The organism is Methanosarcina barkeri 3 (assembly GCF_000970305.1).
Taxonomy (GTDB): Archaea; Halobacteriota; Methanosarcinia; order Methanosarcinales; family Methanosarcinaceae; genus Methanosarcina; species Methanosarcina barkeri_A.
The window spans coordinates 4,110,860-4,125,394 of record NZ_CP009517.1 but is presented as its reverse complement, the minus strand read 5'-3'; the positions used below and the strand labels follow the sequence as shown (position 1 = coordinate 4,125,394).

Annotated in this window: 13 protein-coding genes; 2 read left to right on the top strand and 11 right to left on the bottom strand. The window is 39.7% G+C overall.

The window, feature by feature from the left end:
- Positions 1-137: 137 nt before the first annotated feature.
- The gene (locus tag MSBR3_RS16840) at positions 138-1,643 is read right to left on the bottom strand and encodes a HEAT repeat domain-containing protein (protein WP_048109333.1); all 1,506 of its coding nucleotides are present in this window, start codon (positions 1,641-1,643) and stop codon (positions 138-140) included.
- Positions 1,644-1,966: 323 nt separating this feature from the next.
- Complete coding sequence (locus MSBR3_RS16835) at positions 1,967-2,755, bottom strand: SAM hydrolase/SAM-dependent halogenase family protein (RefSeq protein WP_048109331.1); 789 nt, start codon at positions 2,753-2,755, stop codon at positions 1,967-1,969.
- 120 nt (positions 2,756-2,875) lie between these two features.
- Here MSBR3_RS16835 and MSBR3_RS16830 point away from each other — a divergent pair, with 120 nt between their 5' ends.
- Positions 2,876-3,391, top strand: a complete 516-nt coding sequence (locus MSBR3_RS16830; RefSeq protein ID WP_048109329.1) for a DUF1616 domain-containing protein — start codon at positions 2,876-2,878, stop codon at positions 3,389-3,391.
- Positions 3,392-3,492: 101 nt separating this feature from the next.
- Here the strand turns inward: MSBR3_RS16830 and MSBR3_RS16825 are convergent, their stop codons facing one another.
- Entirely contained in the window at positions 3,493-4,536 is a 1,044-nt protein-coding gene (locus MSBR3_RS16825) for an ABC transporter permease (protein WP_048109327.1), read from the bottom strand.
- Entirely contained in the window at positions 4,526-5,383 is an 858-nt protein-coding gene (locus tag MSBR3_RS16820; protein WP_048109325.1) for an ABC transporter ATP-binding protein, read from the bottom strand. Before MSBR3_RS16820 ends, MSBR3_RS16825 begins: the two co-directional genes overlap by 11 nt.
- A gap of 687 nt (positions 5,384-6,070) precedes the next feature.
- Here MSBR3_RS16820 and MSBR3_RS16815 point away from each other — a divergent pair.
- Positions 6,071-7,186 carry a DUF4367 domain-containing protein gene (locus tag MSBR3_RS16815; RefSeq protein ID WP_052723497.1) on the top strand — a complete coding sequence of 372 codons (1,116 nt, stop codon included), beginning with the start codon at positions 6,071-6,073 and terminating at the stop codon, positions 7,184-7,186.
- A 67-nt stretch (positions 7,187-7,253) separates the two neighbouring features.
- Here MSBR3_RS16815 and MSBR3_RS16810 read toward each other — a convergent pair whose 3' ends face one another.
- From MSBR3_RS16810 to scpB, 7 genes are all read right to left on the bottom strand, one after another.
- Positions 7,254-7,727 (bottom strand): methylated-DNA--[protein]-cysteine S-methyltransferase, encoded by a 474-nt coding sequence (locus MSBR3_RS16810; protein WP_048109322.1) that lies wholly within the window; start codon positions 7,725-7,727, stop codon positions 7,254-7,256.
- 297 nt (positions 7,728-8,024) lie between these two features.
- Entirely contained in the window at positions 8,025-9,311 is a 1,287-nt protein-coding gene (gene thiC / locus MSBR3_RS16805) for a phosphomethylpyrimidine synthase ThiC (RefSeq protein WP_048109320.1), read from the bottom strand.
- Positions 9,312-9,876: 565 nt separating this feature from the next.
- On the bottom strand, positions 9,877-10,686 hold the full coding sequence (locus tag MSBR3_RS16800) for a hypothetical protein (protein ID WP_230627564.1): 810 nt from the start codon (positions 10,684-10,686) through the stop codon (positions 9,877-9,879).
- Positions 10,687-10,699: 13 nt separating this feature from the next.
- Positions 10,700-10,993 (bottom strand): hypothetical protein, encoded by a 294-nt coding sequence (locus MSBR3_RS16795; RefSeq protein ID WP_048109319.1) that lies wholly within the window; start codon positions 10,991-10,993, stop codon positions 10,700-10,702.
- 469 nt (positions 10,994-11,462) lie between these two features.
- Positions 11,463-12,383, bottom strand: a complete 921-nt coding sequence (gene aglJ / locus MSBR3_RS16790) for an S-layer glycoprotein N-glycosyltransferase AglJ (protein WP_048109316.1) — start codon at positions 12,381-12,383, stop codon at positions 11,463-11,465.
- Positions 12,384-12,536: 153 nt separating this feature from the next.
- Positions 12,537-13,088, bottom strand: a complete 552-nt coding sequence (locus MSBR3_RS16785) for a TATA-box-binding protein (RefSeq protein WP_048109315.1) — start codon at positions 13,086-13,088, stop codon at positions 12,537-12,539.
- 194 nt (positions 13,089-13,282) lie between these two features.
- The gene (gene scpB, locus MSBR3_RS16780) at positions 13,283-14,398 is read right to left on the bottom strand and encodes an SMC-Scp complex subunit ScpB (RefSeq protein WP_048109314.1); all 1,116 of its coding nucleotides are present in this window, start codon (positions 14,396-14,398) and stop codon (positions 13,283-13,285) included.
- Positions 14,399-14,535: the final 137 nt, after the last annotated feature.

Sequence of the window (14,535 nt, the reverse complement as noted above, 5' to 3'; positions counted from 1 at the left end):
CGCTCAAGAGGGCTGAATTACCCGAATTTCGCTTCGGGAGCACGAAGCCCTTTTCGCTCTCTTTGCTCGCTCAAGAGGGCTGAACTACCCGAATTTCGCTTCGGGAGCACGAAAGGAAGCTAAGGTATAATTTTCTTTTACCTTGAGTTCTGCTTATCCAGTACCCTTAAAGCTTCAGCCGTAGCCCACCTGACTTCAGGGTCAGGATCGTTTAAGTTTTTGACAAGGGAAGCTGTTGCTTTTTGATCACCTATTTTTGCAAGGGCTTCGGCGGCGTACCGTCTGACCCAGGGGTTGCTGTCATTGAGAGTTTCGAGAAGTGCATCAACGGCTTTTCGGCTGCTTATATTCCCAAGGGCATAGACTGCAGTGATTCGGAGTTCGGAATCTTCTTCGGCCAGCATTTCCAGAAGAGCGTCTATTGCTTTTTCAGCTCTAAGAGTTCCTAAAGAGTAAGCAGCAGCATTTCTTACTTCAGGATTCGTATCATCAAGGCATTTGAGAAGTGGGGCTACTGATTCTGGATTTTCCAGTTTTCCAAGGGATTCGGCAGCACACTTTCGAATTTCGGGGTCCTTATTTCTTAGTTTGCGGATAAGGGCTTCTGCGGCTTTTTTACTACTGAGTCCTGTGGGTTTTTTGCTGCCAGAGCTCCCCAGAGCCAATACTATCTGTTTTTGCAGTTCTGGAGAGCTCTTATCCAGTTTTGCGATAAGGGCTTCCTCAGCTTTCTCATCACCTAAAATCCCCAGGAAACGGGCTGCAGTTATCCTGACTTCGGGAACCTTGTCGTCCAGGCTCTTAATTAAAGGTTCAATTGCCTGTTTGTCTTTAAGGTTCCCAAGGGATTCTATAGCACACGCTCGGAACACAGGGTCTTTGTCTACAGCCAATCGTTTAATTAACGGCACTGATGCATTTTCTGTTCCTATCCGACCAAGGTTTCTGGCTGCAGTTATTCTTACTCTTGAATTCTTGTCCTCAAGGAGTCCAAGAAGTGCCTTCTCTACTTCAGGGCCTCTTGCCTGGCCCAGGGCTTCGGCTGCAATTGTTCTGACCTCAGGATTTTCGTCTTCCAGAGCTTTGATGCAGAATTGTGTATCTTTTTCGCTTTGTTTAAGTGGGTTAACAGGATTTTCTTCCTGTCCTCTAAGAAGATCCGAAATGTATGAAAGCTTTTCAGAAGAGGTTTTTAAACCCGAAACGTTGCTTAACAGGTTCATAGAGGAGTAAACGATGGCTACAAGGGATAGAACCATTGAAATAAGAGAGGAAATCAGTAGAAGTTTCATTTTGGCTTCGGAAAATGAGCCAAAGCTAAAAACAATCAGTATCAGTCCGTTAAAATATATTGTCCCTGCTGCTGTATATGATACTATCTTCAGAAGCGGTTTTATACGGTTGGCAATTGAGTTAGTGCTGTCCCTGTTGCTTTGCAGAGATAATATGAAAATAGCAATAAACACGGCATACAATGCGGCTACTGATTGCATTACTGTTGAGGGAAGCCAGAAAGTTCCCCCAGAGCTTGCTGCAGAATTATCTGCATTTCCATTTCCTGAGAGGGTAAAAATGCTCAAAATAACCAGAGCAAATAAAAAGAAAACTTCAAGCTTGTAAGTTTTCAAGGAAGTCAGTTTCATTCTCAACAGACTGCCTGTACCCGGATAGTTATATAAAAATTCCGCTGAATTAAGTATCTTGTTGACTTTTGAGAAAGAAAACCATTTCAGCTTTACTGCAAAGGAAATCGCAAAGTTAAAAAATAACTGATCTGATCTAAAAAAACCGATCTAAAAAAGCCGATCTAAATAATTGATCTAAGTAATTGATCTAGAATTGCTAGTCTGCTTTTATACAGCCATTTTTTATACGGTCATTTTCATACGGTCATTTTCATACGGTCATTTTCATACGGTCATTTTCATACGGTCATTTTCATACGGTCATTTTCATACGGTCATTTTCATACAGTCTTTACTACTACCTGATCTCTGCTTTTAAGTCCGAACTGACGTGCAGCATTTCCTTTGTTTACGGCAATTTCCAGGAATCTGTGACTGCCTATAAGGGCAAGGGGCTCTTTCTCCCCTACAAAACTATAGGTTTGAACAAAGGAGATCCTTCTGCTGTTTATTTCTATCTGTGAGCCAAAACTAGAGAATTTTAAAACTATTTCTTCCGGGATATTGGTAATAACATTTCCGAAGCTGTCTGCAAAAATAACCTCACCTATAATGAAGGGACCGTCAATTCCGAAATTTTCAAAGTCAAGGTTAACAAAGTCCGAAATTCTCGGTCCTACAGCCTCGATAGGTGTGCCTTTTGAGAGACGGGCCCCTGCAGGTGCAAAAATATCCCTGCCATGGAAAGTTGCAGAAACTCCTGATTTCAGCATAAGTTCAGGATTTGTGATTTCGTAGACTTCCATTTTTCCAAGGCTGCGAGCTGCAGGGATCAACAGACCGTTGTCAGGGCCGACAAAAAATTGTTCCTCTCCTTCACAGCCTGCTTTAATGGCAAGAGCGCGGCGTGAAGTTCCGACTCCGGGATCGATAACGCCTATATGTATGGTTCCCTGCGGGAAATATCGAACAAGGGAGTAAAGCGCAAAAGCTCCTTCCCGGATTCCTGCCTGTCGGATGGAGTGAGTGATATCAACAATCTGTACAGCAGGGTTTATTCCCAGAATTACGGCTTTCATGGCTGCGGGATAGAGGTCTCCAAAATCGGTGGTTAGGGAAATTAAAGGCATAAATATTACTCTGTTTTTTTCTATTTTATAATATGCAGGACTGAAAAATTATATAAAGATGTGAGGATGTAATAGTCAAAAATAAAAATTTTTAGGGAACTTGGAGACGCAGTGAGACGGATGATGTATATAAGGAGATTAGTCATACTGATTCTAATAAGCCTTGCTCTTCTTGCATCGGGCTGCGAGGAAATAATGAACGTCAAACAGAGTTCTGAATCCTTACAGGAACCCTCTACCGAATTTTATATTCTGGGTCCTGATGGAACAGCTGAAAATTATCCTATCGACTATGTACTCGGGGAAAATGGGACTGTAATAATAGGAATTATAAATCATGAGCAGAAACCCGTAAACTATACGCTGGAAGTCAAGCTCGAGGACATGCCTCTACCTTTGTCGGATATTTGGAAAAAAATATGCCTCGGGAACAATGAGACCCTGGAAAAAGCAGTCACTATAACTCCTCTCTTCGAGGGAACAAACATGAAACTTCAGTTTTTGCTCTATAATAACGATAAAAAGGACATGTTAGAAGAGAATGTCAGTATACCTTACAGAAATCTTAACCTATGGATAAATGTAACAACGCAGAATTTCTCGAAGAATAATTCAACTCCTTCAACGGCAATATAAGCAACTGAGCTGAGAAGCAACTGAGCTTAGGTTAGGCACTGACCCCTGTTCATCTCAAGAAAGGCTGGAATAATAAAATCGGGCAGTTCTAATCCGTGTTCTCAAGAATATCTTTTCTTCTTGAGAACACGAAATGTCAGCGCATATACAAGAATGTTAAATATGAGAAGGGTTCCAATCTCAGGATAAAGATCAGATATTCCGGAGTTATTCAACATAGCTCTTTTTATTCCGTAAAATACGTAAGTGCTTGGTACGAGATGGGAGATATACCCGATCTCTCGGGACAAATCGGCCAGCAGGGCAAGCAAAATCATGGGTGCCATGCAAATAGTGGAATATAGAGATGCTGAAGAGTAATTATCAGCATAACTGGCAATCAGAAGCCCAAGACCTGTGAATACTGCAGAACCAAGAACTATAAAAATTGTAACCGGTAGGAAGTTTCCGACGAAACCTCTGTTTATAATAATTATAACGAGGGATATGAGTATTGTCAAAAATAGTCCAAAAAGCGATTTGCCATAAATCACATCTTTTTCCGAAGCTGGTGACACAAGTATTGCGTCAAGGGTTTTTTTCTCTTTCTCTGTAGTCAGCGTATTGGGTAAAACCATCATTCCAACAAATATTACGGTAAACATAATCCACACAGGGATGTTGAACCTTGACTGCAGGTTTCCAGAAAGCATATTTAAGGTAATATTCACCGGATATCTCTGTCCTGTAAAGTCCATAATGATATCTTTATAAGTTTGCAAAAATACGACTGATTTTGCCTCATACGGATTGACAATGATATTCAGGGAAGGAGTGAGCCCGCTTTTTATACCTGCACTGAAGCCTTCCGGCACAAGCATAACGGCTGCAACCTTTTGATTATAAAGTAACTCTTCGGACTTAACGGCAGAGTCTGCAATAGTTACATCATAGTTACTTCTCGAACTTAGATATTCAATGAAATCGGTACTGGAACCTTCATCATAAACTGCAACAGGTACTACAGTGTTATCAGTCAATGAAATCGTAGAATTAAATAGAAGAGACAAAAAAACCGGAGTTAATAGTATTATCAATAAGTTCTTGCTCTTTACCGATGTTATCAAGTCCTTTCTAAAAATAGCCAGCACAACATTAAGATTCATCAGTTAATTTCTCCCCGGTCAGTTTTATGAAAACATCTTCAATTGTAGCCTCTTTCGAATGTACAAAGGACACCTGATTATTTTCGGAGAGTTTCTCATAGATGTCGCTACTGGTTTTTGTATTTAGCGGCGATTCGTAAATATCTCCTTTTACGGTCTTGATTATTAGAACATCTTCCCCATACCTTTTTTTCAGATTTGTAGGAGTGTCCATATCTCTTATAGATCCTTTATGTATGATAGCCAGATAGTCGCATAAAAAATCGGCTTCTTCCATATTATGTGTCGTTATGAGGATTGTTTTTCCCTGTTCTTTAAGATCAAGAATCATTTGCCTTATTTCCCTTGCAGAACGTGGGTCCAATCCGCTTCCGGGTTCATCAAGAAATAAAACCTCGGGATCATTGAGAAGGGCCCGAGAAATCATTATCTTTTGTTTCATGCCTTTTGAAAAAGTCTTTACTTTGTCTTTTTGATACCTTTCCATTCCTACGGCTTTCAGTACTTCACTTATTCTTTTTTTCGGAGAATTGTATAACCTGCGAAAAAAGTTGAGGTTTTCATACACCGATAATTCTTCATACAGGTTTTGAGACTCAAAAACAACTCCGATTTTCTTTTTTATCTTTACTGCATCCGATACGGTGTTTAGTCCTCCGATATATGCAGTACCTGAGGTAGGAGGAAGTTGACAGGTAAGAATCTTAATAGTAGTGGATTTTCCTGCTCCGTTCGGGCCTAGAAGTCCGAATATAGTCCCTTTTTTGATACTGAGCGAAACATTCTTCACAGCTTCGAAATTCCCATATTTTTTAGATAAATTCTCAGTAACTATCTCTTTATCCATGGTACTACCAGCGATTTTAGAATCATTCCGCTCTTCAATCAAAACGACGAATAATATTTACTTGCATCATAAGCAGAAAAATAACTCTCTGTATCTCTTAAAAAATACTATAGAGTTTTATAAGTGTTCTGGTAATTAAATTTTTTTATTTACAATATATCATGGCACTCAAGGATCTCTCAGTACTCACTTTCAAGCCGTAGTAAAAATTCCTTTATATCTAGTCCACTTGCAAATCCTTAAGTTTTCCATTTGCCCCAATAACTCTATGGCAGGGCACTATTGATTGAAATTGGGTTCCGGTTGTTTGCGAGCTCCTCTAACCGGGAAATCTTTTGTTTCCCGATAGATGATTGTGTATTTGTAACTCCAAGACTTACGTGCACGCTTTTAACCGGAAAATAAGGAACAAGTGGGTACAGCGCAAAGGCACCTCCCAGGATTTCTGCCCTACGGATTTAATGGGTTGCATCAGTTATCTACACGTTGGGATTAATTCCGAGAATCGCGTCTTTTATCGCTCTTGGATATAGGTCTCCAAAATCAGTGGCAAGGGAAATAACGGACATGAATATTATTCTGCTTTTTTGCTATTTCAGAATATGTTGAATCAAAAAAGAATATTAAGATGTGAAGAGATACAGGCGATTATACTAAATGTACAAAATGTTGGAAAGTGACCGGGAAATGAAAAAGACAAAAGTGCTATCATTAATGATTTTAATTAGCCTGGCTCTCTTTGCATCAGGATGCGAAGAAGAGCTCAGTGCAGAAGAGATCGCAACGAAGATGCAGGAAAAAGGAGAAAGCATCAAAGATTATTCTTGTATAATGCATACGGCGACTTATGCTAATGGGGAAAAGATTCAGGAAAATGAAGAGCGAGTAATAAGCAAAAAACCGAGGATGATGAAGAGCTGGACCATAGAACAGGGAAAAGAAGAAGTTGCAGCGGTTTCGGACGGAGAATTCTTATGGAGTTATGACGAAGGGACAAATACCGTCACAAAAATTAAACTACCAGAAGAACCACTTATAAATGAAAGTGATTATGTCGGGCTCATAGAAGGTTTTTTGAATAAAACAAATGTTTCACTCCTGGGAATCGAAGAGGTAGACGGAAGAAGTGCATACGTCCTTGAAGCTGAACTGGAAGCAAAGAGTGAAGAAAATCACAGCCTGGTTTCCCGCACAAAAATGTGGGTGGATAAAGAGACCTGGATGGCTCTTAAATGTAAGATATATGACAGCAAAGGAAACTTGATGATAGAAACGGAAATAAGCAACCTTAAAGTAAATACTGGAATTCCGGATTCCGAATTTGAGTTTGAGGTTCCAGCAGGAGCAGAAATAAAAGTTATTGATCTGAACAATCTCGAAGTTCCTGAAAAAATGAGCCTTGAAGAAGCCAGAAAAAAAGCCAGTTTTGAAATACTTGTCCCAGAATACATCCCCGAAGGCTATGCGCTTAACTACACGATGATAGATTACAAGACAGCTCTTGAAGACCAGAGTCACGAGACTGTAATTCTTAACTACCAGAAAGAAGATGAATTTTTCCATGTAACACAAACCATTTACGAAGATAAGCCTGAAGAAGATGTCATGCTCGCACAGACAGCTGAAAATATAAGTATCAACGGAAAGGAAGGAAAATATACCAACCAGTTTGGAGAGTTCAAACTCCTTGCGTGGAATATTGGAGAATTTGAAATGACCCTGAGTGGTTTCCTTGAAAAGGCCGAGATGCTGAAAATTGCAGAGTCCATTCCAGAACCTGCTTTAGAGAATAATAAAAAATAACGGAAATGATTCACAGATAGATAAAAAGGAATACAGAAAAACGAGATAAGTTTTTGTTTTTCTGATCTCAAACTTTTTTTTCTTCAAGTTTCAATAAAAACTCTTTTACATCCAGCCCACTGGCATAACCTGTAAGTTTTCCATCCGAGCCTATGACCCTGTGGCAGGGCACTATTATTGCAATCGGATTCCTGTTATTTGCAAGTCCCACCGCTCTATAAGCCTTTGGCTTTCCAATAGATACAGCTATTTCTTTATAAGTTCGAGTTTCCCCATAAGGGATTTCGCATAGAGCTTTCCAGACTGACTTTTGAAAATCCGTTCCTTCAGGAGCCAGTTTAAGATCAAAGGATTTGAGTTCCCCCAAAAAATAAGCTTCAAGCTGCCTTGCAGCCTCCCTGAAAAAATCTTTATTTTCTACCCAGTCAGCAGGGACTTCTATTCTCTTCTTGCCTTGCAGGAAATTAAGGTGTTTCAGCCCTTTTTCATCTCCTGCCAGAAGAATGGGACCGATTGGGGATTCTATTATGTCGTAGTACATTTTGTTCTCCTTCCGTATCTCAGTTACAGGTAGTTGTTTATTTCTAGTAAAAATGTTTATTCGATAACTTGGCGAATAAACTCACTGCAGAGGTTAGAAAATGATATTTGGTGAATAAACTCACTGCAGAGGTTAGAAAATGATATTTGGTGAATAAACTTACTGCAGAGGTTAGAAATTAATAACCGGAGAGAGAACTCGTTCTGGAAAAAACGCAATGAAAAATAGAACATACAAACGTTTAAAAGATGAGATCAGTAAAGCCCGAAGGCTTTACTTTACGTTACCAGTACCTGCTTATTTTGCAAGGTTGTAGTTCTGGTTTACGATCTTGAGGGCGCAGAAGTTACCGCACATTGTGCAGGCATCTGTATCTTCGGGAGCCCTGCTGTTCCTAACTTCTTTTGCGTGTTCTGGATCGATTGCAAGAGAGTACATCTTTTGCCAATCAAGTTCTCTTCTGGCCCTGCCCATCGCAAGGTCCTGTTCTCTTGCCCTGTCTGGATATTTCACCATATCGCCTACATGAGCTGCAATCCTGGAGGTTTTGACTCCTGTGATGACATCTTCGAGGTTTGGAAGAGCCAGGTGTTCTGCAGGAGTAACGTAGCAGAGGAAATCACATCCGTATGATGCAGATACAGATGCTCCGATTGCGGTTACGATGTGGTCATAACCGGGTGCGATGTCAGTTACAAGTGGACCGAGCATGTAGAAAGGCTTGTGACCGCTCATTTCCTTCATGAGTTTTACGTTGGTTCCGATCTGGTCTAGAGGGACGTGACCCGGACCTTCGACAATGACCTGTAGACCCTGTTTGTGGGCTTTATCAGCCAGTTCGGCATTGATAATGAGTTCCTGGATCTGGGCACGGTCAGTTGCGTCGTGGACTGCACCTGCACGCATTCCATTTCCTGTAGAAAGGACTACTTCGTGCTCCTTGAGGATTTCAATGAGATAATCAAAGTTTGCATAAAGAGGGTTTTCCTTTTCGTTGTGGAGCATCCAGGAAGTCATGAAGGCACCACCACGGGAGCAGAGGCCACCGTACCTGCCATGGGCTTTAAGCCGATCCATGGTGATATTGTTGATTCCTGTGTGGATTGCCATGAAGTTGGTTCCGAGCTTTGCCTGGTCTTCGGTTGCCTTGAAGAGTTCTTCTTCGGTCATATGCACAATTGAACCGTATTTTCTTGCAGCCTCAATGAAAGCCTGGTAAAGAGGTACTGAACCCACTGAAAGAGAAATGCTGTCGATGACCTTTTTTCTAATTGCAAGGAAATCTCCGCCAGTTCCGAGCTCCATAAGTGTGTCTGCGCCTGCAGCTTCGGCCGCCTGAGCTTTTTTAACTTCCATATCTGCATCAACAATGTCCGAGGATACACCAATGGATGCATTGACCTTGGTCCTGAGACCTTCTCCTATACCGCAGATTTTTACCTGTCTGTATGGAGATGTTGGAATAACAATTCTTCCGGCTGCAACCCCACGACGGATGAATTCAGGGTCAAGTCCTTCGTCCTTTGCAACAATCTTCATTTCTTCGGTGATAATCCCTTTTTGTGCATCTTCCACGATCGTCATATTATTAACCTCAAGATTTTGATAATCTATAGAATTTGTCTGTAAGATCTGTCTGTAAGATAAGTTTGTAATTAGGGCAAGGGTGAGTTAGATCATAAAAGGCGCGTAATTATATATAACACTTTTTAAAAAATTAACTTTAACCTTAATCAAGTTTACTTTACTTCAATGTCTATAGTTATTGGAAAATATAAGATATGTGATTAAAATAAATATTTTATAAATAATTACTAAACATTCATTGAGTAAAAAACAAGTAAATTTGTTTTAACTTGATGGGTGAAGAAGGCAAGGTTCATAGTAAAATGAGGCATAATATGGATAGTCTAACGGGAGAAACACAAGACCTCAATTTTCTATATTCAAAAATTAGTTTACTATTTTGAACTATTATCTATTTGGCAAATATATTGGTAAACATTGCCATAATAAATTCACATAATTTCTACGCTATTTGATACTTGTATTATTTCAAAAAACCATTTATTTACTACTAGTTGTGGAGTTCAAATGTCCTGGAAAGTTTGCTTGAACTCCACAAAAACACTGTAGTTAATATTCAGACTTATTCAGGTATTGCCATAAAATAAAATTCCTGTCCCAGAGTAACCTTGGCTTTTAAAAAGCCTGTGCCACTAGTAGTTTCTTTTATTTCGTTCAAATATTGACCTCTGTATTCCCTGGGCCACTCCCCGGGGTCATTATTTGCTTCCAAACGGATGTGGAAATATATCGGTGCTCCTTGTCTACATTCACTTACATAGACATAACTGTCATAAGTCGGATTTGAGTCATACCTGGTGTATTCTCCATAAGGGATTACAGAAATATTCGAAATATTTTCAACTGGGAATAATATTGGACTTCCGTTACTTATAGGATCAAAAATATCAAAATAGTCTGCAACAAAATTTGCACTAAAAGAAATATCCTGAAGCCTGGATTCATTTGTCCTGAATCCAAGCATATATCCTTTCTCAGTTTCTGCAATAAAGGTTGTCCAACCTCCTGGTGTTGTTTTGTTGTCAAAGGTTTCAGTTGCATTTTCAAAGTAAGGACCTTTGCGGTATTGTTCAGGCCAGTTATCGATCTCGTGCATTATCTCCTGAGTAAAACAAGGGTTTTTCTGAGCAGGGGGAGTAAAAAATTTGCCTTCTTTAGTTGCAGGAATTGGAACCATTATTACGGTAGGCCCTAATACGTCCCTTCCAGAAAGGCCCCCTACATTGACGTCATATATGCAATTATACCGTTGACCTCTATCTCTCCAATCTATTGAATCCATATAGATTGAATGGAGAATAATGCTCATGGGAATACCCCCGACAACAAGAATTAAAAATAGAGCAATAAAATATCGATCTTTTTTCGTCATGTTTATTGCTCTCTCAATAGAACAAAATCGGCAAGGCTTTTTCATACTCACTCAAATGTTGTGATACAATCTTTGCCTTTTGACTATTTTCTTTTAGTGGATACTTATTCAACCATTCTACAAATGCATCGGAACGATACACCAAACCATACTTCTTGCCGTCTTTATAATACCAGTATGAATGGTTGACAGATTTGTTGTAAAGCCATTTGAGAAATTGATCTTGATAATATTCAGCGTCTTCTACTATTGTTTGCGGAACATCTATAATATCCGCATCAATATCAAATTGTGTAACTAATAACATTTTGTTTACCTCTAAGAATTAAGGTACAGTTTCAACGTTTGCAAGCAGATACTGTAAGCAGATACTGTAATGTCTATGATTCTCTTGCCTCTGGACGTATGAAACTCAAGTTAACTTTTAAATTTTTTGTTTGAACTCTACACTCCTTACTTCGAATTAATTCTTTATAAGTTTTCGGGCTAAAATTTTAACAATTTTGGATAAAAGAACATTTATGTATTGGAGACAAGAGGATCAAAAATTAGTTAAGATTTTTTAGGCAGAAATTATCTATAGGGTAATTACAATCAGTTATTTTTTTACCAGGCTTTATATCCCAGGTTACCTTTTGGAAACATAAGCTATGCTCATTCTAAAAATAAGGAAAAATCGTTAAGACAATTGATGCTAAACAGTTTTAATGACCTCTTAGCTTCAAAAAGTCATTAACTTAAAATCAAAAAACATAGACTGAAAAAATAGAAATTTTTTATTTCTTTTGTTTGTTCTGCTCCATAATTAAACGGACTGTTTGCCTATGGAGAGTTAATATGAAATCACTCAAGAGTCCGAATATATACATCTGAAGGCCGAACACAATTAGCAGTGTTGTTAAAACGGAAAGCTGGTTATGAGTGATATCACGGGACCACCACTCAATTACAACAAAGATTCCTGTGAACAGCCCTGTCAGGATAAAGATAGAACCTATTATCCCAAAGTAGAACATAGGATTGTGCATTTTTGCAAGCCTATAGATTGTAGATCCAATCCTGAATCCGTCTTTTACCGGATTTAACTTGGTTGCGCCTTTTTTACTTCTCGGTAAATAAGTGATAGGAACTTCTTCGACCCTCTGTTTTTTAAGAATACATTCTACAGAAATTTCGGTTTCTATCTCGAAACCTGTCTTATTAAGTTCAAGTTCTTTTACACTTTCAAGCGTAAACGCACGGTAACCTGAGAGGATATCTTTTAATTTTACGCCATATGCAACGTCAAAAAACATGTTTATAAGATGATTGCCCACAAGATTGAGCCTCGTAAAAGCTCCCTTGGAGTAATTCTCCAGCCTGTTGCCTATTACATGGTCGGCACTATCTTCCAGTAAAGGCCTTAGAAGGGAGCGAGCTTCTCGGGCAAGGTATGTTCCGTCACCGTCAACCATTATTATGTAAGGGCTTTCTATAAGCTCGAAAGCCTGAATCATTGCCTGCCCTTTACCTTTTCCGGTCTGCATGACAACTTTTGCGCCTTCAGCTTCTGCGATTTGCCCAGTGCCGTCCTTGCTGTTTCCATCAATTACCAGAATGTTGGAAAAGCCTTCCTGCTTGAAGTCTTTAATAAGCTGCCCTATTGTTGCAGCTTCGTTCAGGGTGGGAATCAGAATGCAAACATCTGTGCTGTTCACGTCTCACACATATCCTTTGCCGGAACCTCTACGCGCATCGCAGAACCCGTTTTATTGTATAAATTAATTTTATTGTATAAGTCCATTTTATTGTATAAGTTATATCGGTTACTTTACTTCCAGTAAAGGTTGTATGCAATATATTGAGGGTTCTTATAAAAGCCCCATGTTGTCGAGCTGCTGGCGGACGACTTCAACTCCTCTCTCGCAGTCTTCAGGAGATTTTCCACCTGTAACTACCAGTTTTCCGGAGCTGAATATAAGCACAACTACTTTGGGTTCATCAATTCTGTATACAAGACCAGGGAACTGCTCGGGCTCATATTCAATGTTTTCAAGTCCAAGCCCTATTGCAATTGCGTTCAGGTTCAAAATAGTATGCAGGTCTGCTGAAGCAACAATATTCTGGACAGTAATCTGGGGATTCTCTATGGTCTTGATCCCTATACTGTTCAGCTTTCTCGCCATATTGCCTATAACTGTATGTACATCGGCAACATTTTTTGCCCCTGTACAGACAACCTTACCGGAAGTAAAGACCAGGAATGCAGCTTTAGGATCTGAAACCCTGTAAACGAGTCCGGGGAACTTCTGTTTGTTGTACTCGGCTCCTTCGAACTGGGATTCGATAACAGTTAAGTCGAATTCTTCAGCGAGTTTAGTGGATGCAACCACATTTTCGATCTTGATGCTAGATTCGCTCATTAGTCAACCCTCAGTATATAAAGCAAAGGTAATATCCTCTAACCAGTATATAAAGCTATAGTTAAATACCCAGGTTACTATATAAATGGTTTATATATAGAATATAAAGGCCATAGAAAAGCTTAAATTAAGAACGCGCGTCATTTGGAAAAAATAAGTGGGGACGAGGGAGTTTGTATATTTTATAAGGTAATTTAGTCTTCAAACTTCTTAAGACCTTCGAGAATAGAGTCATACTTTGCACAGACTCTCTGAAGAAGATCACCCTCAACATTACGGTGTGTGGGTATAAGGATCTGAGCATCCTTTTCGATCTTAATCCCACTTTTCGAAACTCCATAGTCAGGTGCGATAAGAACCCCGTCTGCGGAAATTCCAAGGGAAAGATCGTTTACGATTCTTGAAACCATTTCAGTTGCAGGTTTAACCTTCTTCTCGATAAGGACAGCCGAAGAAACATATCTTTCCCTGGTTTCTCTAATTTTCTCAACGCTTTTTTCCACCATTTCGGAGTCTACTTCATCGGGAAGTTCTTCCGCAAGTAGGGCAAGAGCTTCTATAAGGTCTTCAAAAGTTGTTGAACGCATCTCAAGGATTTCTCCGTCGCAGTACTGCCTTACAGTATCGGAATAACCTGCCGAGATAATGACTACATCGGTTTCAAGTAGCCGGGAAATTTCCTCCTTTGAGGGCGAGTAAGCATTTGCTATGAAATATTCCTTAATTCCGCACATGCTCATAAGAGATTCGTACATAGGTGTCACGGCAATAGTCTTCCTTCCTATCCATAGGTTGATATCACTTTGCCCGGCCTGTAATCTCAAAAGTTCAAGGATTTTATCTTTTATGGCTTTAGGGTCATTTCTTTTAAGCCCGAAATAATCTGCAAAAAGAGGAGTTGTAGAAAGCTGCCTGCTTCTCCCGCAAGGCACAGAGTCTACAAAACCTCGCTCTATAAGGTCCTTTATATGGTCATAGGCTCCGCTTCCTCTCATATCAATGAGGTCTGACTGAAGCAGGGGCTGATGATAGGCAATCATGGAAAGGGTACGAAGTTTTGGGGCTGAAAGCTCTTTTGGGGCTACTTCCCGCATAAGCTCGGAGTATTCAGGTTTGACCTGCATAACATATCTCTCTCCAAGATCAAGAATCTCAATCCCGGATCCTCGGGAAGAATAAGCCTCTGTCAATTTCTGTACTGCTGAAAGAACTGTTTTTTTTGGTTTTCCTGTAATTTTTGTAAGCTTTTCGAGGCTTACAGCCCTGCCAGCAGCAAAAAGCGCGGCTTCGATAATCTCAAGCTCACTCATAATTCTCACTTCCAGAAAAAGAACAAAATATTCTTTAATCAGGTTAATTGTAATAAGACGGGGTTAATTAGTCGTTTTTGCAGGCTTTTACTAAGATTAAAGCCTAGAGCACAAGATAATATTCAAGATAATATTCA